This is a genomic window from Streptobacillus canis (assembly GCF_009733925.1).
Classification (GTDB): Bacteria; Fusobacteriota; Fusobacteriia; order Fusobacteriales; family Leptotrichiaceae; genus Streptobacillus; species Streptobacillus canis.
On record NZ_WOEI01000003.1, the window covers coordinates 1 to 23,770 of the forward strand.

A 23,770-nucleotide genomic window follows, 5' to 3' on the forward strand; every position below is an offset into this window, starting at 1 on the left:
GTTACAGATATGACATCTAGATGAATTTGATTTTAGATGTCATGTTTATCACTCCTTTCTGTTAGTTTTGTTTGGTGATTAAATTATATAGAAAAGAAAGAGGTGATTCAAGGGATTTTTTAAAATCTCGAATCACCTTTTTTTATATTATTATTTGCTTACAATCTTTTATTATGATATAATTTAAAAAAAGTTAAATAGGGGAAATTTATGTCATATTCTTCAAAATTAAAAGATGAAATTTTAAACAATAAAAATAGAGATAAAAATGATATATTATCAGAACTTTTTGGGATTTTTTTGTCTAAAAATTGTATTAGAAATAGTGGGATTGAATTTAGTACAGAAAATTTAAAATTAGCTCAAAGGGTATATAATAATATATTGAAAGTAACAAATTTAGTGCCACAATTAAGATATATTACTGCAAAAAGATTTTCCAAACCAAGAGTTTATACCATAAGTATAACTAATATTATAGATACAGAAGAAAATTATGGTTTTTTTTTAAAAGAATTATTTTCTTTTAAAAAATTTGAAAATAATAAGAATATCTCAGGAATTTTAAGAGGATATTTTCTAAATTCTGGATATATAAAAGATCCAAGTAAGGGATATACTTTGGATTTTTTCATAGATACAGAAGATGCTTCAACTTTTTTGTATATGTTATTAAAACATATAAATAAAAAAGTATTTCAAACTGAGAAAAAAAATAAAAATATAGTATATATTAGAAATTCAGAGGATATTTTAGATGTGATACATTTGATGGGTGGATTACAAATTTTTTTTGAATATGAAGATGTTACTGTAAAAAAGGAATTAAATAATAAAATAAATAGGAATATGAATTATGAACTTGCAAATGAAACAAAAAAAATGTCAGCTTCTATCAAACAAATTGATATGATAAGCTATATAGATGAAAAAGTTGGACTTGAAAATTTAACTAAAGCACTTTCTGAACTTGCTAAGTTAAGATTGAAGTATGATGAAGATTCTTTTCAAGAATTAGCAGATAAATTAAATATTTCTAAATCAGGGATTAGAAATAGATTTAGAAGATTAGAAGAAATATATTTAGAATTAAAAGGGTAAAATTATGAAAAAGTTAAAAGAATATAAAGAATTTGAAGAATTTTTAAATGATTTTAAAAATTTTAATGAAAAAGCAAAATATTTTAAAATAGATATGAAAGGAAATGTTTTTATTAAAGCCCCATCCTATATTTTAGAATATGGATATATGTATATAGTTAAGAAATTTGAAGAAGTTGAAGAATTATTTTCTACAGAGGATATATATTTAAAAAAAGAAAAACAGGTAAAAAGACATTCAAATATATCTTTGGAAAAGCTTAAAGAAAGTTTTTTTAGAGCTATATTTAATAGAGATTTCATACATTCTTTAAGTCTTGCAAATGAGTTGATTAGAAGAGATAAAAAAATTTTTTTTGAAATATTATATTTAAACGCGAAACTATCAGATGATGAAAATAGATTAGTTAAGGTATATCTTTTTGAGAAAATAATAGAAGATATAGGAATAAATATACCTATGCTTAGAAATTTAATAGCATATATATGTAGCTCAAAAGAAGGTTACGGAAATAAAAAGAAAATAGATAAACTTTATGCATATATATTTAAAATTAAATTTGGTGAAGATTTGAAGGTTAACCTTAAAAAAATGAATAAAAATAATGAAGTTATATTAAGATTCTTGGAGGAAAAATAATGTTGGAAATGAAATTTATAAGAGAAAATGTAGAACTTGTAAGACAAGGATTAAAAAATAGAAATAGTGAATATGATTTGGATGCGTTATTAGAATTAGATATTAAGAGAAGAGAGTTATTAACTGAGGTGGAAACATTAAAAAAAGAAAGAAATGATGTTTCAGCTATTATAGGTAAAAATGCTAGAGAAGGCATTGATTCTACTGAACTTAAAGAAGGAATGGCGAAAGTTTCGGCAAGAATTAAAGAACTTGATGCTGAAGTTTTAGAAATAGATGAAAAACAAAGAATGATGTTATTAACTATACCTAATGTACCTCATTTTTCTACTCCGATTGGAGTAAATGAAGATGAAAATGTTGAAGTTAGAAAATGGGGAGAACCAACTAAATTTAATTTTGAAGTTAAATCTCATGATGAATTAGGAGTTAATTTAGATATACTTGATTTTGAAAGAGGAGCTAAGCTTTCAGGTTCTAGGTTTACTGTATATAAAGGTATGGGAGCAAGGCTTGAAAGAGCTTTAATTAACTTTATGTTAGATATTCACACAGAAGAACATGGATTTACAGAAATCTTAACGCCACAACTTGCCAAAAAAGAAATAATGATAGGTACAGGGCAACTTCCTAAATTTGAAGAAGATATGTATAAAATAGTTGGTGAAGATTTATACTTAATACCAACTGCAGAGGTAACTTTAACTAACCTTTATGCAGGAGAAATTTTAAAAGAAGAAGAATTACCTAAACATTTTTGTGGATTTACTGCATGTTTTAGACAAGAAGCAGGTAGTGGTGGAAGAGATTTAAAAGGATTAATAAGACAACATCAGTTTAATAAAGTTGAAATGGTTAAAATTGTTCATCCAGATAAATCATATGAAGAATTAGAACATATGACGGGCTGTGCAGAAAGAATATTACAAAAATTAGGACTACCTTATAGAGTTCTTGCATTATGTACAGGAGATATGGGATTTTCTGCAACTAAAACATATGATTTAGAAGTATGGGTTCCATCTCAAAATAAATATAGAGAAATTTCAAGTTGTTCAAATACTGAAGATTTCCAAGCAAGACGTGCTATGATTAAATTTAGAGCAGAAGATAAAAAAAGTTATTTTGTTCACACATTAAATGGATCAGGATTGGCTGTTGGAAGAACTTTACTTGCAATAATTGAAAATTATCAACAAGAAGATGGAAGTATTTTAATTCCTGAAGCATTAGTTCCATATATGGGTGGTAAAACAGAAATAAGATAAGAGGCAATATGAAAAAAATAATAAAAGGTCTAATCCTTCTAGTTTTTTTAGGAGGATTAGCCTGGTATTTAGAATTTTCGGGATACCTATATCATAATCATATATTAGCTAGAAAATATGATATACACGGTATAGATATCTCACATCATCAAGTGAGACTAAATTGGTCTCAAATAGACAAAGACTATGAGTTTGTATTTATGAAGGCAACAGAAGGAAAAGATCATTTAGATAGAGATTTTTTCTATAACTGGAATAGAGCACAATTATCAGGATTTAAAGTAGGAGCTTACCATTTTTTCTCTATGTTATCTAAAGGAGAAGAACAGGCTAATTTTTATATCTCTAAAGTACCTAAAGTAGATAATGCATTTCCGCCTATAGTAGATTTAGAAATACCAACTAAATATCCAAAAGAAGTTGTAAATAAAGAACTTAAAGATTTAATAAATAAACTAGAAGCACATTACAAAAAAAGAGTAATAATATATGTTACAAGACATACATATAAGGCATTTATTGAAAATGAATTTCTAAATAATCCTATATGGATAAGAAATATAAAATGGTATCCAGAGCAAGAAAGATGGGATTTTTGGCAATATTCAAATAGAGGAAGAGTTAAAGGTATTTCAGGGTTTACAGATAGAAATGTCTTTAGAGGTAAGGATATAGATAAGTTTATAGAAGAAAATAGAATAAAATAATAAAATAGTTCAATGAAATTTCATGGAACTATTTTTCGTGTAAGGAGAAATAATGAATCTAGTGCAATTTAATAATGTATATAAACAATTTAATGGTGAATACATATTAAAAGATATTAGTTTTAGTGTAAATAACACTGATAAAATAGGATTAATAGGATTAAATGGTGTTGGAAAATCTTCATTAGTAAAAATATTACTTGGAAGAGAAAATCATGATGGTATGGAAAATAATATTAATCAAAAGGGAACGGTATTTCTAAATCCTAATATTAAAGTTGGCTATTTATCACAAAATCATAGTTTTTCTTCAGAGAAGAATACAGTATATGAAGAATTATTAGAAGTTTTTTCAAAACAAAAAGAATTGTTAGAAAAAATAAATAAAGTTAATACATTAATGAGTGTAACTGAAGATTTAGAAGATTTACTTAAAGAATATGAAAAATTACATAATGAATATGAAGCTACAGGCGGATATGAAGTAGAATTTAAAATAAAACAAGTAATGCAAGGGTTAGAATTAAATGATTTTAGAGATGCTATACTTTCTTCACTTTCTGGTGGTGAGAAAACTAGAATTACTCTTGCAAAATTACTCTTACAAGAACCTGACTTATTAATACTAGATGAGCCTACTAACCATTTGGATATAATATCTATTGAATGGTTAGAAGATTATTTAAAAAAATATGTTAAAGCTTTCATATTAATATCACATGATAGAATATTTTTGGATGAAGTATGCAATAAGATAATGGAAATAGAGAATAAGAAACTATATGAATATGATGGAAATTTTTCTGATTTTGTAATTCAAAAAGAATTGTTTTTAAAAGGCGAAATAAAAAGATATGAAAAAGAAAGTGAAAAGATAAGAAAAATAGAAGAGTATGTACAAAGATATAAAGCAGGAATAAAATCAAAACAAGCAAGAGGAAGACAAACAATATTAGATAGAATGGAAAGGATGGATAACCCTATATTTAACCCTAATAGAATGAAGTTGAAATTTGAAATGAAACATTCCTCTGGAGATAGAGTTTTAAATGTCAATCAGATTACTAAGAGTTTTGAAGAAAAGAAAGTTTTAAATAATGTTAGTTTTGAATTATTTAGAGGAGATAAAGTAGGTATAATAGGTAAAAATGGCATAGGAAAATCAACCTTGCTTAAAATTTTAATAGGAAAACTTAAACAAGATTATGGAGATTTCAAAATAGGAGAAAGAGTAAGTATCGGTTACTATGATCAAGATCATCAAAATCTTTTTCCAGAAAATAATATATTACAAGAAATAAATAATTCTTTATCATATACTGAAGAATATTTGAGAAGTAAATCAGCATCTTTCTTGTTTTCAGGAGATGATGTGTTAAAAAAAATTTCTTCACTTTCTGGAGGAGAAAAAGTTAGAGTTTCATTACTTAAGTTAATAGAAGAAAAAGCTAATTTATTGATACTAGATGAACCTACAAATCATTTAGATATTTATTCTATAGAAGTACTTGAAGATGCTTTAATAGATTATGAAGGTAGTATGCTTTTAATATCACATAATAGACATTTTTTAGATTCTGTTTGTAATAAAATATATTTTCTATCAGAAGATGGGTTAGAAGAATTTAAAGGTAATTATGGAGAATATAAAGAAAATATTAAAAATAGAAAAGAAGTAGTAGATAAAACTGAAGAAAAAATTAGTTATGAAGAGAGAAAAGCAAAACAAAAAGCAGAAATAAAAAGAAAAAAAGATCTTGAAAAAATAGAAAGAGATTTAGAAGATATAGCTAATAAACTTAAAACTTTAGATGAAGAAATGGCTAAAGCAGGGTATAAAAATGATTTAAGTAAGATGATAGATATACAAAAAGAAATAGAAAAAACTAAAATGAAAGAAGATGAATTAATATTATTGTGGAGTGAATTAGAGTAGTTTTTATTATCTTTTTTTGATATAATTAAAATGAAAATAGAAGAAAGGATATTTCTTTGATAGATATGATTAAATTAAATACACTAGAAGAATTAATAGGTAAAAAAATACCTAGTTTAAAAGAAGATTTTAATGTAACTATGAATTCTAAAGAAGCAAAAGAAAATATGGTTTTCTTTGCAATTAATAAGGGTAATGATTATGCGAATGAAGCAGAGAAAAATGGGGCTTTTGTAATTTTTGATAAAGAGGGTTTAGATATTAAAAATGGTCATCTTGTAGAAGATACAGTTAAATTTATGCAAGAGTTTGCTAAAAGGTATAGGAGAAATAAAAAATTTACTGTAATTGGTATTACAGGTTCAAATGGAAAAACGACAGTTAAAGATATACTCTATTCAGTTCTATTAGATAAAGGAGAATCTGTATATAAGACACAGGGAAATTATAATAATCATATAGGACTTCCATTTACAATACTTTCGGCAAAAGATAGTGATAATATTTTGTTACTTGAAATGGGTATGTCAAATTTAGGTGAAATAGATTTACTAGCCTCTATAGCTAAACCAGATTATTCTATAATTACAAATATAGGACAATCACATTTAGAGTATTTGAAGACAATGGAAAATGTATTTAAAGCTAAAACAGAAGTAATACCTCATACACTAAAAAAGGTTATAGTTAATGGTAGTGATAAATTCTTGTCGAAATTAGAAAATGTGATTAAGGTAGATGTTAAAGAAATAAAAACAAATCTTTTAGGAGATCATAATTTACTTAATGTCTCTATTGTAGATGAATTACTTAATTTTATGGGATATAAGAAGTTAAATTATGAGAATATCTTGTTAACTGCAGGAAGATTTCAAATAGTTAATGGTAAATATTTATATATAAATGATGCATATAATGCATCGCCATTATCAATGAAGGCATCTCTTGAAACATATTCTAAATTATATAATGAAAAATATAAAATAGCAGCTCTTGGAGATATGTTAGAACTTGGAGATGATGAAATTAAATATCATGAAAGATTAATAGATGTTTTAAAAGAAGTATATATAGATGAGTTAATGCTTTTTGGTACAAGAATGAAACATTTATATAATGAACTTTTGAAAGATGAAAAGGTTAAATTCACATATAGTTATTTTGATGATAAAGAAAATATTAGAAAAGCTATAGATAATATAAAGACTTCTAAGGAAAAAGTGATTTTATTGAAGGGGTCAAGATCTATGAAAATGGAAGAAATAATGGAGGTAAATAACTAATGCTATATTATATTCAAAGTCTATTTATAAATAAATATACATATTTAAGAGTATTTAGATCTATATCTATAAGAATGGGAGTTGCTTTTGGTGTAGCACTTTGTTTTATGATAATTTTTGGGAATTCATTTATTAAATGGTTGAAATATAAAAAATTTGGAGATACTATAAGAGAAGATGGGCCTGAAACTCATTATTCTAAACAGGGTACACCTACTATGGGAGGTCTTTTAATAATAGCTTCTATACTTTTTTCTACTTTAGTTGCAGGGAACTTTACTAATAAGTTTACAGTTTTCCTATTCTTCATGACTATAGTATTTTCAACTATAGGTTTCTATGATGATTATTTAAAATTAACTAAAAGTAAAAAAGGTTTATCAAGTAAGAAAAAGCTTTTATTCCAAACTATAATGACATTTATAGTCTTTGGTTTTGTGTATAAGCTTGGATTAGTTAATAATACTATAGATTTTGCTATTATTAATCCGATAATTAAAAAATCGTATATTTATATGGGACCAATTTTATTTTTCTTTTTTATGTTTTTTGTAATAGTTGGGACATCAAATGCAGTTAATTTAACTGATGGATTAGATGGACTTGTTAGTAGTCAAATAGTAATTGTTACTTCTGTGTTAATGTTAATAGCGTATGCAGTAGGACACTATAATTGGGCAGAATATATTAATATTTATCATGTAACAGGAGCAGGAGAAATTGCGGTGTTTTTAGCTTCTATAGTAGGAGGATGTCTAGGATTTATGTGGTTTAATTTCTTTCCAGCTCAAGTATTTATGGGAGATGTTGGTTCTTTAACTATAGGAGGATTACTAGGAACTATATTTATATTATTAAAACAAGAACTACTTTTACCTATTATGGGTATAATCTTCTTTGTAGAAGCTTTATCTGTAATGATACAAGTATTATCATATAAAAAATTTAGAAGAAGAGTATTTAAAATGGCCCCTATTCATCATCATTTTGAAAAATTAGGTATGCCAGAAACAAAAGTTACAATAAGATTTTTAATTGTTACAATAATTGCTTGTTTATTAGCATTAATGATACTTAAATTAAGATAGGAGAATAAAAATGATTATCGTATTTGGTGCAGGTATTAGTGGTATAGGTGCAAGAGACCTATTAGAATCAAAAGGGAAAAAGGTAGTTTTAGTTGATGATAAAATTGGAGAGATGACTACTGAAAAAGCTTTAGAAATTATTGAAAAAGAAGAGATTGAATATATAGTTAAATCACCAGGAATTTCTTTTAAAAATCCTTTTATTCAAAAAGTAATAGAGAAAAATATTCCTATATATTCTGAAATAGACATTGCTTATGAATATATGAATAAAGATATACAAATAATTGCATTTACGGGAACTAATGGTAAAACAACTACTTGTACTAAAACTTATGAAATGCTTAAAAAAGCAGGATTTAATGTAGAACTTGGTGGTAATGTGGGGAGATCTTATGCAGAAATTGTAAAAGAAGATAAAGAGCTTGACTATATAGTGCTTGAATTAAGTAGTTATCAATTAGAAAATAATCCTAAGATTAAACCATATATTGCTGGAATAATTAACTTAACACCAGATCATTTAAGTAGATATAATGATGTAGAAGATTACTATATGACTAAATTTAATATATTCTTACATCAAAGTAAAAAAGATAAAATGATAGTTAATGTAGATGATAGTACATTCTTAAATTTATATAAAATAGCTAAAGAACTTGAAAATTACAAAAATCCAAAAAGAGTATATATAAGTAAAAATACTAAAGGAAGTATATTTGTAGCTGATGGAGCTATATATATTATGAAAGATCTTTATGAAATGTATAATTCTAAATTTAATTTAAGCCAAAGTGCAGATAAATTAATAGAAGTAAAAGATCTTGCTTTAAAAGGAGAACATAATTTAGAAAATATGCTGTTTTTAATAGCAACTGCTAAAATATGTGGAGTTCCAAATAAAGTAATTAGAAATTATCTAAAAGAGGCTAAAAGTATAGAACATAGAATGGAAGATTTCTTTAAAAAAGGAAATACAGTATTTATAAATGATTCAAAAGGAACTAATGTTGCTTCAACAAATAAAGCTATCTCTTCTTATGAAAATGATATAATATTAATTTGTGGAGGGGAAGATAAAAAAGTGCCTTTAGATGAATTAAGTAAAGAAATAGGAAAAAAAATTAAATTTACATATATTTATGGACAAAACAGATATTTAATAGAAAATGAGCTTAAAAATGTTGGGTACAACAAATATTTAATGTTTGAAACTGTTGATGAATGTATTAATCATATTAAAGAAAATGTGAATTTTGAAGAGGATATAACAGTACTTTATTCACCAGCTACTTCAAGTTTTGATCAATTTACAAACTTTGAAGAAAGAGGAAGATATTTTAAAAATAAAGTATTAGAAATTTTAGGAGAAAAATGATGCAAAATTTTTTTAAGACTACTAGTAAAAAGCAATTATTAACAACTGTTTTAATTTTAATTTTAATTTTAACTATTATAGGTGTATTTAACTTATTAAGTTTAACTTCACCTGAGAGTTTAAAAAATACTTCAGGATTAAATCATGTATCAATAATCATAAAACATTTAAGACATTTGAGTATCGCATTTGCAACTATGGGTGCATTTATGGTCTTTTTAAATGTTAATAAACTAAATAAAATGACACTTGGTATCATGATAATTATAGTTGCTGGATTAATAGCTACACTATTAATAGGGAAATCAGTTAATGGAGCTAGAAGGTGGATAGTTTTTGGACCAGTGACAATACAATTTTCAGAATTTGCTAAATTAGGATTAATACTAGTATTAGCATATATGATAGAAAGAGCATATTATATTAGAAAAGAAAGACTTAATATTTACCTATATACTGGAATATATACTTTATTTTGTGCTGGATTAATATTAATTTCAAGATCATTTTCAGCAACAGTACAATTTATATTACTATTCCTTTGTATGTATTGGATAAGTGGAGTAATTTCATGGAAAAAAATAGTTGCAATAGTTTTTATTTTGGTTATTCCAGGTTCTATTGCAGTACTAACAAAAGGATATAGACTTTCGAGATTAAATTTTGAAAATGAACATGCACTTTTAGCTATGAAATCAATAAGTAACGGAGGATTATTTGGTTCAGGTTATGGAAATAGTATAGCAAGAAACTTTTATCTTCCAGAAGTACAAACAGATTATATATTTGCTGGATTTGTAGATGAATGGGGATTTGTGGGAGCTATAACATTAATAATAATATTTTTAATTTTAATTTATTTTATATTCTACAGTGCTAAATTTGCAAATTCTATTTATGAAAAAATGATAATTTATGGAGTAGGATTTATGATATCAAATCAATTTATACTTCATTTAGGAATAAATGTTAACATACTTCCTTCAACAGGAATAACTCTTCCTTTCTTAAGTGCGGGAGGGTCATCTTTATGGACGATATTTATGGGACTTGGATTAGTTTTGAGTATAATATTAAGTATGAATGATAAATTAGAAGAAGGTGTAATATATGAGTAAAATATTAATTACTACAGGTGGAACAGGTGGACATATCTATCCGGCATTAGCACTTGCAGAAAAACTTAAAGAAAAAGGGCATGAATTAGTGTTCATGGGAACTTGTCATAGAATGGAAAAAGAAATAGTTCCAAGTAGAGGATATAAGTTTTATGGACTTGATATTATTCCTATAAGAAGTATTAGTGGAATATTAAAATTAGTTAAAGGAATATATGATGCAAGAAAAATTTTAAAAGAAGAAAAAGTTGAATATGTAATAGGGTTTGGAAACTATATTTCACTTCCAGCGTTACTTGCAGCTAAAACATTAAAACTTGACATATTCTTACAAGAACAAAATGTAACTATGGGACAAGCAAATAAATGGATGTATCCATATGCTAAAAAGATATTTGTAGCATTTACAGAAACTTTAAAAAGTGTTAAAAAGGAATATAAGGATAAATTTGTTGTTACTGGAAATCCAATAAGACCAGAATTTTATGGAGTGTCTAAATGTGAAATTAGAGAAAAAATGGGAATAAATAAAGATGCTAAAGTAATAACTATAATGGGAGGATCATTAGGAGCGAAAAATATTAATGATGTACTAGTTAAGAAGTTTGAAGATATTAAAGCATCTGAAGTTACACTTTATTGGGCTACTGGGAAAGAATTATATAAAGAAGTTACTGATAGAGTAGAAGAAAATGAAAATACTATAGTAGTTCCATATTTTGAGGAATCATATAATATTATGGCTGCATCTGATTTACTTTTATGTCGTGCAGGAGCTTCAACAATTTCTGAATTAATTGAACTTGAAAAACCAGCAATATTGATACCATATAATTTTGTTGGACAAAAAGAGAATGCAGAAATATTAGAAGCAATAGATTCTGCTAAAATATATTCTAATGAAGAAGTAGAAATTGCTATAGATGAAGCAATTAGACTTGTTAAAGATGAAGGAAAACTTAAATTTATGAAAGAAAATATTTCTAAAATTAATCCAGGTAATGCTGTAGAAAATATTATGAAATATTTTGAGAATTAGTATGGGTAAAATACTAATAACTGCTTTTGATCCTTTTGGTGGAGATCAAATTAATGTTTCGGAAGAGGTATTAAAGAACCTTCCTGAAAAAATAAATGGATATGAAGTTATTAAACTTTTAATACCTGTGGTTAGAAATAAAAGTTTAAATAAAATTAAAGAAGCTATTATAACCTATAATCCTAAATATATATTATCTTTAGGTCAAGCTGGAGGCAGTAAGACAATATCTATAGAAAGGATAGGAGTAAATGTAGATGATTATAGAATAGAGGATAATGAAGGTAATCAACCTATAGATGAACCTATCTTTGCAGATGGAGAAAATGCTTATTTTTCAACATTGCCTATTAAAAGTATCTTTGAAAGATTAGAAAAAGAAAGTTTGCCTGTTAAAATTTCTAATACTGCAGGAACTTTTGTATGTAATCATGTACTTTATGGTGTAAGATATATAATAGAAAAAGAAAAGTTTGATATTAAATCAGGATTCATACATCTTCCATATATGGATTTTCAGGTAAAAAATAAAGAGAACATGTATTCTTTACCTTTTGAAAAGATATTAAATGGAGTAATTAAAGCAATAGAAGTAATAGTGGATAATGAAAAAGATAAGAAAATTATCGCTGGAGAGATATTTTAGAAAAGATAAATAGACAACTATTTATCTTTTTATTTTTATAAAGATATAATAATATTTAACAATTCCGTTAGATGAGGGTAAGGTTAGAACTACTAAAGAGATTAAAAAATGAAAAAAGTATATAGCTGTAGGTAATAACGAAAGTGCAATTAATGAATTTACATACGAATATAAAAATAAATATATTGGTGGTATAGTGGATAGGAAAGTATATATGAAAACAAAAAATGAATATTAGAGGGAGAAAGTATTTTTATAAATAAGATTCCTGCGGTGGAGAAAAAAGTTTTGGCACTGTACTTGAAAGGGTAAATTGTTAGCATTGAAGAAGAAGGGAAAGTATATAAAATGATTAAAAGTGGGTAAAGATAATTATATTATTTTAACTGAAGAAAAAAATGGGAAAAAAGAGAGGTGTTTATATTAGAAAAAGGAAATAGAAAAATTGTTTTAGGAAATTATTCTGAAAAAATAAATAAGTTTGAATTTAGGATGAGAAATAAAAGAAATTAAATAAGTTTAGAATAAAGAGAAACAACAATATCACTTGATTTTTTACATAAAATTTGATAAAATTTAGGTGTATGAAACAATAAAAATCTAGGAGGAAAAGAAATGAAGTATAATTACAAAGACTTAGGTTTAGTAAATACTAAAGAAATGTTTGCTAAAGCAAATAGAGAAGGGTATTCAGTACCAGCGTTTAATTTTAATAACTTAGAACAATTACAAGGGATTATTGAAGCTTGTGTTGAAATGGGTTCACCTGTAATTTTACAAGTATCTACTGGAGCAAGAAAATATATAGGGAAAGAAATGTTACCGTTTATGGCTAAAGCTGCAACAGCATATGTAAAAGCTTCAGGTTCAGATATACCAGTAGCATTACATTTAGATCATGGTCCAAGCTTTGAAGTATGTAAGGACTGTATAGAATATGGTTTTTCATCAGTAATGATAGATGCATCACATCATTCATTTGATGAAAATGTTGAAATTTCAAAATCAGTTGCTGAATTTGCACATCAACATGATGTTACAGTAGAAGCAGAATTAGGAGTTTTAGCTGGAGTTGAAGATGATGTAGTTGCAGAACATAGTATATACACTCAACCTGATGAAGTTCAAGAATTTGTTGAAAGAACAGGTGTAGATTCATTAGCTATCGCTATAGGAACTTCTCATGGAGCACATAAATTTAAACCAGGAGACGATCCTAAAATTCGTTTAGATATTTTAAAAGAAATCGAAGAAAGAATACCAGGATTCCCAATAGTATTACACGGTTCATCTTCAGTACCTAAACAATTTGTTGATATGATAGTTCAATATGGAGGAACTATGAAAGATGCAATAGGTATACCTGATCAACAATTATTATTAGCTTCTAAATCAGCAGTAGCAAAAATAAATGTTGATACAGATGGAAGATTAGCTTTCACTGCAGGAATTAGAGAAGTATTAGCAACTAAACCAGGAGAATTCGATCCTAGAAAATATGCTGGAAAAGCAAAAGATTATATGAAAGAATATTATAAATCTAAAATTGTAGAAGTATTTGGATCACAGGATGCATATAAAAGAGGAGTAGAAGTTAAATAATTAGTTATAAAAGCCTTGTTTCTAAATCTATGGAATAAGGCTTTTAAACATATAATAAGGAGGTTGTAGTGTTTAGTAGAATTTCAGATGCAGAAGTAGCACAAATAATTTTAAAAGGGTTAGGGAATAAAGGAAATATAGATTCATTAGAAAGCTGTTTCACAAGATTAAGAGTGGGAGTTAAAAATTTAGATAAAGTTAATAATGAAGTATTAAAAGAAGCAGGAGCACTTGATGTAGTTGTTGTGGACGAAAATAACGTACAAGTAGTAATGGGAACAAAAGCTCCAAGAATTTTAGATGTAATTAATAATGGAGAAGAAAAACTTTCTACTAAAGAAGAAAAGTTAATAGAAGCTTTAGGGAAAAAAGAAAATATAGACTCATTAGAAAGTTGTTTTACAAGATTAAGAGTAGGAGTTAAAAATTTAGATAAAGTTAATAATAATGTTTTAAAAGAATTAGGAGCATTAGATGTAGTTGTTGTGGATGAAAATAACGTTCAAGTAGTAATGGGACCAAAAGCACCAAAAATTTTAGATGAACTAAAAAAATTAATATAGGTGATAATATGAAATATTTTGTTGGAGTAGATTTAGGTGGAACAAATACTAAAATAGGACTGTTAGATTCAAAATATAATATTTTAGTTGAAGAAAGTATAAAAACAGAATCGAAAAAAGGGCCAGAAGATACATTTGGTAGAATTTGGAATAAAATACAAGAATTATTTACAAGAATTTCAGCTGATATATCAGAATTAGAAGGAATAGGGCTTGGTATACCTGGTCCAGTGGTTGATAGATCTATAGTAAAAATAGCTGCTAATTTTTCTTGGGGGAATGATTTTAATGCTAAAGAAGTATTTGAAAGAATTTCTGGAAAAACTGTAATAGTAGAAAATGATGTTAGAGCTATAGCACTTGGTGAAAATTTATTTGGAGCGAGTAAAGGGTATAAAAATAGTATAATTATGCCCATAGGAACAGGTATTGCTGCAGGTATGATAATTAATGGAGAATTAATTTCAGGTAATGATGGAGCAGCAGGTGAAATTGGACATATTTCAGTTGATTTAAATGGTGAGAAATGTGGTTGTGGATTAACAGGGTGTTTAGAGTTATTTACATCAGCTACTGGTATAGTGAAAGAGGGAATAAAAGTTCTAAAAAAAGAACAAAAAGGAATACTTTATGAAACATTTAAAGATGAATTCGAAAAACTTGAAGCATATCATATTTTCATTGAAGCAAGAAAAGGAGATAAAACTGCAGAAATTATAGTAGATAATTTTTGTAATAAATTAGCCTATGGAATGGGTGTGTTAATTAATTTAGTAAATCCTGAAATAATAGTTATTGCAGGAGGGGTTGCAAAATCAGCTGACTTAATAATAGATGGAGTAAAAAAACATTTACCTAAATATGCTTTAAATATGAGTATTAATATACCTATAGTTAAAAGTGAATTATTAGATTCAGCTGGAGTAAAAGGAGCTGCATCGTTAATTATAAATAAAAAATAAGAAATTTCATATAATAATATGATACAATGAATATTATATAAAAAAGGAGAGATATAAATGAAAAAGACAATATTAGGGTTAAGTCTTGTTTTATCTGCATTATCATTTACAGCAGAACCAAAATATAAATTGGGAGATGTAGAACAAGCAGTTATACAAGCAGAATTAACAAGAGTAGCGGAAGAAGGTACATTAAATTTCATTTTTGCTGATTTTAATAATTATGTAACAGAATTGGTTAAGAAAGAAAAAGAAAAGAATGCGAAATATGATGAAACTAAATTTGAAAATAAAAAACAAATATATATTTCTGGTTTAAAATATATATTTGCTCAATTAGGATATGATGCTAATTTTTCTATTAAAGAAAAAGAACAAGAAAATGCAGAATTTGGATATTATGTTGACAAAACTATGAATGACAAAGATACATATTATTTAGATAAAGCTGTATTAGAAATTTTAAATAAACTTTACGAAAAACCAACTAAAGTTAATTTTAAAGTTTATTCAGATAAAAATTTAACTAAAGAAAAAAAATAAGGAATTTTTATGAAAAAAATAGTTATAGCTATATTACTTTTATTTTCTTTTAATTTATTTGCAATGATTGATTTAGAGGAAGGATTAAAAGAACTAAAAGATATGAAGAAAGAATTAATAGTAAAATATAAGAAAGAAATGAATATTGATTTTACTGATATGACTAAAAATAGTGTTAATGAGATAAGAATTTTTAATGAAACACTTTATCTTAAATTTCTTTCAAAATATGTAACAGATATTACAGATATTAAAATTTATTCATCAAAAATGGTTAATAATTTAGTTATATTTGCTGATATTCCAATAGAAAAAAGTGATTTTAATAGTATTTATAGTATTATAGCTAGAGAAGAAAATAAAAAAAGATTGAAATTATTACAAGTTCCGAGCAGTAGTAATAAAAATCAATTAGATAAAATAATACAAGAGAAATCTTCGGGAAGGGATTAAAGAATGACTAAGTATGTATTTGTTACAGGTGGAGTAGTTTCCTCTCTAGGAAAAGGAATTACTGCCGCATCTCTAGGTAGATTATTAAAAGAAAGAGGGTATAAAGTAACGATTCAAAAATTTGATCCTTATCTAAATGTTGATCCAGGTACTATGAGCCCATATCAACATGGTGAAGTTTTTGTTACAGCAGATGGAGCTGAAACAGACTTAGATTTAGGTCATTATGAAAGATTTATTAATGAAGAACTTACAAAATATAATAATGTAACTAGTGGAAAAATAATGTCAACTATAATTAGTAAAGAAAGAAAAGGTGATTACCTTGGAGGGACTGTTCAAGTTATACCTCATGTTACTAATGAAATTAAGAAAAAAATTATGCAAGCTGGAAAAGCTTCAAATTCAGATATAGTAATAACTGAAATAGGAGGAACTATAGGAGATATTGAATCTAATCCTTTTATAGAGGCTATAAGGCAATTTAAAAAAGATGTAGGTAGAGAAAATGTGATATATATACATGTAACTCTACTTCCATATTTAAAAGCAGCTGGAGAATTAAAAACAAAACCGACACAGCAAAGTGTTAAAATGTTACAAGGACTAGGAATTAATCCGGACATAATAATTCTAAGAAGTGAACATCCTGTAGATAAGAGTATAAAATCTAAAGTTTCATTATTCTGTGATGTTGATGAAAGTTCTGTAATTGAAGCATTAGATGCTAAAAATTTATATGAAATACCTATTCAAATGGAAGAATTAGGTCTTGCAGATGAAGTTTGTAAAAAATTAAATATAGAAAATATTAAACCTAGTCTTGAAAAATGGAAAGAAATGGTTAATAAATTTATGAACCCTAAACATGAAATTAAAGTAGCTGTTGTTGGAAAATATGTAGAACTAAAAGATGCATATATTAGTATAAATGAATCTATTGAACATGCTGGATTCCATTATGATACTAAGGTTAAAATTGATTATTTAAAAGCAGAAGAATTTGATTTAACAGAGTTAAATGAATATGATGGAATATTAGTTCCAGGAGGATTTGGTGGACGTGGTATAGAAGGTAAAATAAATACTGTAAGATATGCAAGAGAAAATAAAATTCCTTTCTTTGGTATTTGTTTAGGAATGCAAATGGCTACTATAGAGTTTGCTAGAAACGTTTTAGGAATGAAAGAAGCTAATTCTACAGAATTTGATAAAGAAACTCCGTATCCTGTAATAAGTTTAATGGAAGAACAAGGTCAAATTGAAAATTTAGGAGGAACTATGAGACTTGGAGCATATCCATGTAAGTTATCTTCTAATAGTAAATCTTATGCACTTTATGGTCAATCTGAAATTTTAGAAAGACATAGACATAGATATGAATTTAATCAGAAGTATTTAGAAGAATTTGAAAAAAATGGATTTAAGATAGTTGGGAAATCTCCAGATGGAAATTATGTAGAAATAATTGAAATAGAAGATCATCCATTTTTTATAGCTGCTCAATTCCATCCAGAATTTATGAGTAGACCAAATAAACCACATTCATTATTTAAAGGATGGATAAAAGCAATTTTAGATAGAAAAAATATAAAATAGAGCAATGCAGGGTAACCTGCATTGTTTTTAAAGAGGTATTTATGAAAAAAATCTATATTTTATTTGTGTTTTCTTTATTTGTTAGCTGTAATTCAATTCAAAAAGAAGTAAAAAATAATTTTGTTAACGAGCCTTTAAAGGTAGAAGTTTCAAAATCAAATCAAGAATATATAGAAAAAATGAATCAAAAAGCGAATGAAAGAAAGAAAGAAATAGAATTTAAAGAAACTGAAATAATAAACATCAATAATAATGTTGATGATTTTGAATTATTAAGAAAAAAAGAAATAGAATTTAAAGAAGATAAAACTAAAATATTAGAAGATTCTAAACACAATAGTTCAAAATATTCAGATGAAAATGAATATATATATGTTTTTGAAAGTGGATTAATAAGTCCAGGGAAAAAATTACTTTCAGAAATAGAAGTTGAAGGAATAAATATATTAAATAGAAAAAAATTAGAAAATCAAACATATAAAAATATAAATCATGCTACAAATGTTTTAGAAAGTTTAGTAAATAATAATTATTCAGATACCAAAACCTTAAATATTAGATTAGGAAGTTTTCAGGATAAAGATTATAGATACAATGCAAAAGGTTTTATTAATATGTCTTATGGTTGGTCTGATTATTATAAAAATCTAATATATCTTTCTAAAGAAAATAATTATATAGATGATATAGGTCAAAATTATAAAATAAATAATATAAATAGAGATATGTTTTCTAATTTAATTTTTGATAAAGAATATAAAAAAAATAGACAATTAAAAGTATTAGCATTAGGTAATGTAGAAACGGATAAGACTGTAAATTACTATAATTCTACAAATGGATTATTATTTTATTTTAATATGTCTCCTGAAGTTCAAAAGGCAGCAAGATCTGAGAGTATATTAGTTAAAAATATGTATAGTGATAAAGAAGCAGAGCTTGATTTAATGTATAAAGGAAGAAAAGAAAAAATAGGAAATGATTTTTTTTATGAAGTTGAAAATTTAGGTAAAAATAATTCAAAGCCATTAGCCCTAAGATCTGCAACAGTAGTTCATGAAGGTTTTTTAAAAGAGGGTGTTAGAGGTTCAAGTTTTTCAGCACCTAAAGTAACAAGACTTGCATATGAAATTAAACAAAGATATCCATTTTTAACATATCATCAAATAAAAGAAATAATATTAACGACTGCCTCTAGAGAAAGTGGCGAAAAAGAATATTTAAGTAATATTTATGGGTGGGGAGTGGTAAATGGAAAGAAAGCATTAAATGGTTTTTCTGATTTTAATGCTGGTTTAATAGAAGAGACAAAATTTTTTGAAGGTATGAATGAAAAAATTTATGATAAATTAGGGAATATATATCAATATATTGAAATACCAAAGGGGATTTTTGAATTTTCTAATGATATTAAAAGTGGACTTGCTGGAAATGGTGAAAATATAGATTCAGATATACTAAATTTGACAGATTCATCTTTAACTGTTGATGGACCAAGAGGTAATTTTAGATTAAATATACCTAAAGTACTAGATAGTGAAAAAATTTTTTATTCAAATGTAAAAAAAGCAGGACTTAGAAAAGCTGGAGAAGGAGAATTGATTTTATCTGGAAAACAAAATTATCCGTGGACACAAGTGTTAGAAGGAGTTTTAACTTTAGAAAATAAATCTACTTCAAAATACGATGTATTTAAAAAAGCTACTTTAAGATTAGATAAAGAAGCTCAAATAAAAAATGAAGTACAAAATGATGGTTTAGTCATAATTAATACAGATGTTGAAATTGATAAATATATTTCAACAGATTTAGCTACAACTAAATTTAAAGCAGGGAAAAAAATTACTGCAAAAGAAGCATTAATTTCTGGTAAAATTAAAATATATTTTCCAGAAGGAGAAGAGATTAAACCTGAATATGAGATTATTAAAGGTAAAGATATTGATATAAATAAAATAGAATTTCTAAATGTTTTTTTAGATAAGCCTAGACTTGATAATAAAGTTGTTAAAATAGGTACAGGTATAAGAAAAAAAATATTAGAATTAGATGAAGAAAAATTAAGAAATATTCCTTCTTATAATTATAATATGAAAAGTTTTTTTGAGGAGTATAATTTAGATGATAATGAAAAATATTTATTAAATATTACTTCTGAAAATCGTTTAGAAGCTATGTCTCAAATATTTACAGATAACTATGCAACATATTTATCAAATGTTCTTAACTTAAATAATATGACACTATCAAATATCAAAAAACCATTATTTAAAGAATATAATAAAAATAATATAGTTTATTATAATTCATTTATTTCTACAAATTTGGTTAAAGATGATTTAAATACACCGTTTAAAAATAATATTTATTCTAATAGTTTAGGAATAGATTTTAAATTGTATAATAATATTCATTTGGGATTTTTTAGTGGAATAAGTAATTTAAGAAGTGTTTTTGAAAATAATGCAGATTTTATATCTGATAAATATAATATTGGTTTTAAATATAAATATAAATATAAAAACTTGGTTTTATCAGATATTTTAGATTATTCATTTGTTAATTCTAAAGTTAGAAGAAAAATAGTTAATGATGATGTATATTCATATTTTAAAACACATATTATTAATAATATGTTAAGTTTAGGATATGAAGTTGATATAAATAATAAACATAAGTTAGTTCCTAATATAGATCTTATTTTAACTAAAGTTTTAGTTGATTCTAATAAAGAAATTGTAAATGGAGAAAATGAAAAAATAGGTTTAGAAATTAAAGATAATAATTTAAATTATACAAGTTTTGCTTTTGGTTTTGATTGGCAATATAAAATAAATAAGTATTTGACATTAGATAATAATATTAATTTAAATTTTAATATTAAAGATAGAGTAGAAATAAATGCGAGACTATTAGATACAGATTTTAAAATGAGGGGTAAAAATCTTGATAAATTTTTAATGAGTTATAGAGTAGGTGCAAACATTGATTTTCAAAATAATTTTAAAATTGGAGTAGAAAGTAGTATAAATACTAAAGGTAAATGGAATAATTCATTTACACTTAAATATGAATTTTAAGAAGTTGCAACGATATTTATCGTTGCATCTTTAGTTAGGAGATATATGATAGAAACTTTAAAAAAAAGTATTTATTTTTCTTTTATAAATTCAGAATCAGTAATTACTAATGAATTTGCAACTGATTTAATAGTAAATGAATATAGTCAAGGGAAAAAGATGTTAACAGAATTATCTCAGGAATTATTAGGTTCGGATAATTTTCGATTTAGTGTAGCTTTTATTACTTTAAGTGGAATTACACCATTACTTTCAATATTTGAAGAATTAGAAAGTAGAGGTGTAAAAGGAAAAATTTTGACAACAGATTATCTTCATTTTACTGAACCGAAAGCATTAGAAAAATTAATTTCTTTTAAAAATATAGAGGTTAGAATATATAAATCTAATGGAAATGTTGGGTTTCATACTAAAGGTTATATTATGGACAAAAAAGAATATAGTTGTATAATTACAGGGAGTTCTAATCTTACTATTTCGGCACTTACAACTAATAAGGAGTGGAATAGTAGAATGTATGTACATAGAGATGGAGCTATGTATAAACAAGTAATAAATGAATTTAATAATTTATGGGATAGTTCTAAAGAAGTAAATTTAGAACAATATATTAAAAAATATAATGAAAATAGAAAAAATAAAGTAAAAACTATTTCTTTAGAAAAACTAAAACCAAATAATATGCAAAAAAAATTTATTGATAGTTTTAATTCTAGTATTAATTTAGGAAAAAAAAGAGGGATCTTAATTTCAGCAACAGGAACAGGAAAAACGTATGCTTCAGCTTTTGCATTAAAAAATGCCAAAAGTATATTATTTATAGTTCATAGAGAACAACTTGCAAGGCAAGCAATGGAAACATATATTAAAGTGTTAGGGAAAAATAAAAAAATGGAAATATATTCTGGAAATAATAAAAAAATTACTTCTAAATATATATTTGCAACGATACAAACATTATCAAAAAATTTAGATAAATTTTTAAGAGAAGAATTTGAGTATATAGTTATAGATGAAACACATAGAGCAGCTAGTAAAAGTTATAAAAAAGTATTAGAATACTTTAATCCAAAAATTTTTTTAGGAATGACTGCAACTACAAGTAGAACAGATGGGATAGATATATGTAATCTTTTTGAGAATAATATTCTTTATGAAATTAACTTAAAAGAAGCATTAGAGGAGGATATATTATGTCCTTTTCATTATTTTGCAATAACAGAGTATTTAGATGATGAATTTAATAATGAGTTTAAGGATTTCAATAAACTTGTTGATGAAAAAAGAGTAGATTATATTATTTCAAAATTAAAAATATATGGATATTCTGGAATAAAACCCAAAGGATTAATATTTTGTTCAAGAAATGAAGAAGCAAAAGAATTATCTAAAATATTTAATGAAAGAGGTTATAAAACATCTTATTTAAATGGGATGGATAGTCAAGAAAAAAGAGAAAAAGAAATAGATAAGTTAGTTAATGATAAATTAGAATACATTTTTACAGTTGATATATTTAATGAAGGAGTAGATATACCTGAAATTAATCAAATTATTATGCTTAGACCGACAGTATCTCCAATAGTATTTTTACAACAATTGGGCAGGGGTTTAAGAAAACATAATAGTAAAGAATTTGTAGTTGTATTGGATTTTATAGGTAATTATACTACAAATTATATGATACCTTTAGCATTTTCAAGTAAAAGTAAATATACAAAAGATGATATGAAGAAATATGTATTAACTATGAATTCTATTGTTCCTGGTTATTCGAGTATTAATTTTGATGAAATATCAAAAAAAAGAATATTTGAATCTATTAATAAATTTAAGTTAAATGTATCTAAAATAGTAGTTGAAGAATATTTAAGAATAAAAAATATGTTAGGAAGAATTCCAAATATTTTTGAATTTGATAAATATTCTAATATAGATATAACGAGGGTTTTTGAAAAGTTTGGCTCTTATTATCAAATGCTTATGTTAAATGAAAAAGAAGTAAATTATACTAAAGATGAGTTAAATTTATTTAAATTTATTTCAATTAGATTTTTAAATGGTAAAAGACTTAAAGAATTAATGTATTTAAAAACCCTAGAAGGAAAAGATAAACAACTTGAAAATATGATGAATAATAAATTTGAATTTTATTCTAAATTTGATATAGACTTTAATAAATTTTTGGAATATAAGGATAGTAAAGAAATAAAAGATATGATAAGTTTAGGAATAGATAGACATAATAGAATATATTCTAATAAATATGAAGATACTGACTTTGTACTTTATGAAAAGTATACTAGGGAGGATGTTTGTAGATTATTGAATTGGGAAAAAGCTATTAATCCTCAAGGTATTAGTGGATATAAGCTAGATAACAAAACTAAAACTCTTCCTGTATTTATTAACTATGAAAGAAGTGAAAAGAATAAAAGAGCTATGAGTTATGAACCTAATTTTCTAGATAATAAACATGTAGTAATATTTTCTAAACCAGGAAGAAAAGTAAATTCTCCTGATATTGATGCTGCAATAAATGCAAAAGAATATGGGATTTCAACACATCTATTTGTTAGAAAAAATAATGATGATAATGAGTTTTACTATCTAGGTAAAATGCTACCTACTATGAAATATGAAGAAGTTATATTACCTATACAAAAAAGTGCTGTTGCAATAGAATATGAATTAAATACAAGGATAAGAGAAGATATATTTAAGTATCTTGAATATTAATATACAAAATGCTACAATTTAATAA

General features: G+C 25.3%; 19 protein-coding genes. All 19 read left to right on the forward strand.

Annotated features, from left to right (window positions below; all coding sequences use genetic code 11):
• Positions 1-210: 210 nt before the first annotated feature.
• Positions 211-1,101 (forward strand): DNA-binding protein WhiA, encoded by an 891-nt coding sequence (whiA, locus tag GM111_RS01545; protein WP_156299134.1) that lies wholly within the window; start codon positions 211-213, stop codon positions 1,099-1,101.
• Positions 1,102-1,105: 4 nt separating this feature from the next.
• Entirely contained in the window at positions 1,106-1,741 is a 636-nt protein-coding gene (locus tag GM111_RS01550; protein ID WP_156299135.1) for a hypothetical protein, read from the forward strand.
• A complete protein-coding gene (serS, locus tag GM111_RS01555; protein ID WP_156299136.1) occupies positions 1,741-3,009 on the forward strand; it encodes a serine--tRNA ligase in 1,269 nt (422 codons plus the stop codon). Before GM111_RS01550 ends, serS begins: the two co-directional genes overlap by 1 nt.
• Positions 3,010-3,017: 8 nt before the next feature.
• On the forward strand, positions 3,018-3,716 hold the full coding sequence (locus GM111_RS01560) for a GH25 family lysozyme (protein WP_156299137.1): 699 nt from the start codon (positions 3,018-3,020) through the stop codon (positions 3,714-3,716).
• A gap of 52 nt (positions 3,717-3,768) precedes the next feature.
• Complete coding sequence (gene abc-f / locus GM111_RS01565) at positions 3,769-5,652, forward strand: ribosomal protection-like ABC-F family protein (RefSeq protein WP_156299138.1); 1,884 nt, start codon at positions 3,769-3,771, stop codon at positions 5,650-5,652.
• 65 nt (positions 5,653-5,717) lie between these two features.
• Entirely contained in the window at positions 5,718-6,935 is a 1,218-nt protein-coding gene (locus GM111_RS01570) for a UDP-N-acetylmuramoyl-tripeptide--D-alanyl-D-alanine ligase (protein WP_156299224.1), read from the forward strand.
• Positions 6,935-8,023, forward strand: a complete 1,089-nt coding sequence (gene mraY / locus GM111_RS01575; protein WP_156299139.1) for a phospho-N-acetylmuramoyl-pentapeptide-transferase — start codon at positions 6,935-6,937, stop codon at positions 8,021-8,023. The genes GM111_RS01570 and mraY overlap by 1 nt, the downstream gene beginning before the upstream one ends.
• Positions 8,024-8,033: 10 nt before the next feature.
• Entirely contained in the window at positions 8,034-9,401 is a 1,368-nt protein-coding gene (gene murD / locus GM111_RS01580) for a UDP-N-acetylmuramoyl-L-alanine--D-glutamate ligase (RefSeq protein WP_156299140.1), read from the forward strand.
• Positions 9,401-10,519, forward strand: coding sequence for an FtsW/RodA/SpoVE family cell cycle protein (locus tag GM111_RS01585; protein ID WP_197034438.1), 1,119 nt, complete (start codon positions 9,401-9,403; stop codon positions 10,517-10,519). Before murD ends, GM111_RS01585 begins: the two co-directional genes overlap by 1 nt.
• Positions 10,512-11,558 carry an undecaprenyldiphospho-muramoylpentapeptide beta-N-acetylglucosaminyltransferase gene (gene murG / locus GM111_RS01590; protein ID WP_156299142.1) on the forward strand — a complete coding sequence of 349 codons (1,047 nt, stop codon included), beginning with the start codon at positions 10,512-10,514 and terminating at the stop codon, positions 11,556-11,558. The genes GM111_RS01585 and murG overlap by 8 nt, the downstream gene beginning before the upstream one ends.
• 1 nt (position 11,559) lies before the next feature.
• A complete protein-coding gene (locus GM111_RS01595) occupies positions 11,560-12,204 on the forward strand; it encodes a pyroglutamyl-peptidase I (RefSeq protein WP_156299143.1) in 645 nt (214 codons plus the stop codon).
• Between the two features lie 615 nt (positions 12,205-12,819).
• Positions 12,820-13,806: a class II fructose-bisphosphate aldolase gene (locus tag GM111_RS01600; protein ID WP_156299144.1), complete on the forward strand. Its 987-nt coding sequence runs from the start codon at positions 12,820-12,822 to the stop codon at positions 13,804-13,806.
• Positions 13,807-13,874: 68 nt separating this feature from the next.
• Positions 13,875-14,369 carry a glucose PTS transporter subunit EIIB gene (locus tag GM111_RS01605; protein ID WP_156299145.1) on the forward strand — a complete coding sequence of 165 codons (495 nt, stop codon included), beginning with the start codon at positions 13,875-13,877 and terminating at the stop codon, positions 14,367-14,369.
• Positions 14,370-14,377: 8 nt separating this feature from the next.
• On the forward strand, positions 14,378-15,331 hold the full coding sequence (locus tag GM111_RS01610; RefSeq protein ID WP_156299146.1) for an ROK family protein: 954 nt from the start codon (positions 14,378-14,380) through the stop codon (positions 15,329-15,331).
• 57 nt (positions 15,332-15,388) lie between these two features.
• Positions 15,389-15,874 carry a hypothetical protein gene (locus GM111_RS01615; RefSeq protein WP_156299147.1) on the forward strand — a complete coding sequence of 162 codons (486 nt, stop codon included), beginning with the start codon at positions 15,389-15,391 and terminating at the stop codon, positions 15,872-15,874.
• Positions 15,875-15,883: 9 nt separating this feature from the next.
• On the forward strand, positions 15,884-16,327 hold the full coding sequence (locus tag GM111_RS01620) for a hypothetical protein (RefSeq protein ID WP_156299148.1): 444 nt from the start codon (positions 15,884-15,886) through the stop codon (positions 16,325-16,327).
• A 3-nt stretch (positions 16,328-16,330) separates the two neighbouring features.
• On the forward strand, positions 16,331-17,926 hold the full coding sequence (locus tag GM111_RS01625) for a CTP synthase (protein WP_156299149.1): 1,596 nt from the start codon (positions 16,331-16,333) through the stop codon (positions 17,924-17,926).
• A gap of 41 nt (positions 17,927-17,967) precedes the next feature.
• Complete coding sequence (locus tag GM111_RS01630) at positions 17,968-21,006, forward strand: autotransporter domain-containing protein (protein ID WP_156299150.1); 3,039 nt, start codon at positions 17,968-17,970, stop codon at positions 21,004-21,006.
• Positions 21,007-21,051: 45 nt separating this feature from the next.
• Positions 21,052-23,745 carry a DEAD/DEAH box helicase gene (locus GM111_RS01635; RefSeq protein WP_156299151.1) on the forward strand — a complete coding sequence of 898 codons (2,694 nt, stop codon included), beginning with the start codon at positions 21,052-21,054 and terminating at the stop codon, positions 23,743-23,745.
• The last annotated feature ends 25 nt before the right edge of the window (positions 23,746-23,770 follow it).

Coding starts and splice junctions, on each gene's coding strand:
- whiA (WP_156299134.1), top strand. CDS start 211: ATGTCATATTCTTCAAAATTAAAAGATGAAATTTTAAACAATAAAAAT.
- GM111_RS01550 (WP_156299135.1), top strand. CDS start 1,106: ATGAAAAAGTTAAAAGAATATAAAGAATTTGAAGAATTTTTAAATGAT.
- serS (WP_156299136.1), top strand. CDS start 1,741: ATGTTGGAAATGAAATTTATAAGAGAAAATGTAGAACTTGTAAGACAA.
- GM111_RS01560 (WP_156299137.1), top strand. CDS start 3,018: ATGAAAAAAATAATAAAAGGTCTAATCCTTCTAGTTTTTTTAGGAGGA.
- abc-f (WP_156299138.1), top strand. CDS start 3,769: ATGAATCTAGTGCAATTTAATAATGTATATAAACAATTTAATGGTGAA.
- GM111_RS01570 (WP_156299224.1), top strand. CDS start 5,718: ATGATTAAATTAAATACACTAGAAGAATTAATAGGTAAAAAAATACCT.
- mraY (WP_156299139.1), top strand. CDS start 6,935: ATGCTATATTATATTCAAAGTCTATTTATAAATAAATATACATATTTA.
- murD (WP_156299140.1), top strand. CDS start 8,034: ATGATTATCGTATTTGGTGCAGGTATTAGTGGTATAGGTGCAAGAGAC.
- GM111_RS01585 (WP_197034438.1), top strand. CDS start 9,401: ATGCAAAATTTTTTTAAGACTACTAGTAAAAAGCAATTATTAACAACT.
- murG (WP_156299142.1), top strand. CDS start 10,512: ATGAGTAAAATATTAATTACTACAGGTGGAACAGGTGGACATATCTAT.
- GM111_RS01595 (WP_156299143.1), top strand. CDS start 11,560: ATGGGTAAAATACTAATAACTGCTTTTGATCCTTTTGGTGGAGATCAA.
- GM111_RS01600 (WP_156299144.1), top strand. CDS start 12,820: ATGAAGTATAATTACAAAGACTTAGGTTTAGTAAATACTAAAGAAATG.
- GM111_RS01610 (WP_156299146.1), top strand. CDS start 14,378: ATGAAATATTTTGTTGGAGTAGATTTAGGTGGAACAAATACTAAAATA.
- GM111_RS01615 (WP_156299147.1), top strand. CDS start 15,389: ATGAAAAAGACAATATTAGGGTTAAGTCTTGTTTTATCTGCATTATCA.
- GM111_RS01620 (WP_156299148.1), top strand. CDS start 15,884: ATGAAAAAAATAGTTATAGCTATATTACTTTTATTTTCTTTTAATTTA.
- GM111_RS01625 (WP_156299149.1), top strand. CDS start 16,331: ATGACTAAGTATGTATTTGTTACAGGTGGAGTAGTTTCCTCTCTAGGA.
- GM111_RS01630 (WP_156299150.1), top strand. CDS start 17,968: ATGAAAAAAATCTATATTTTATTTGTGTTTTCTTTATTTGTTAGCTGT.
- GM111_RS01635 (WP_156299151.1), top strand. CDS start 21,052: ATGATAGAAACTTTAAAAAAAAGTATTTATTTTTCTTTTATAAATTCA.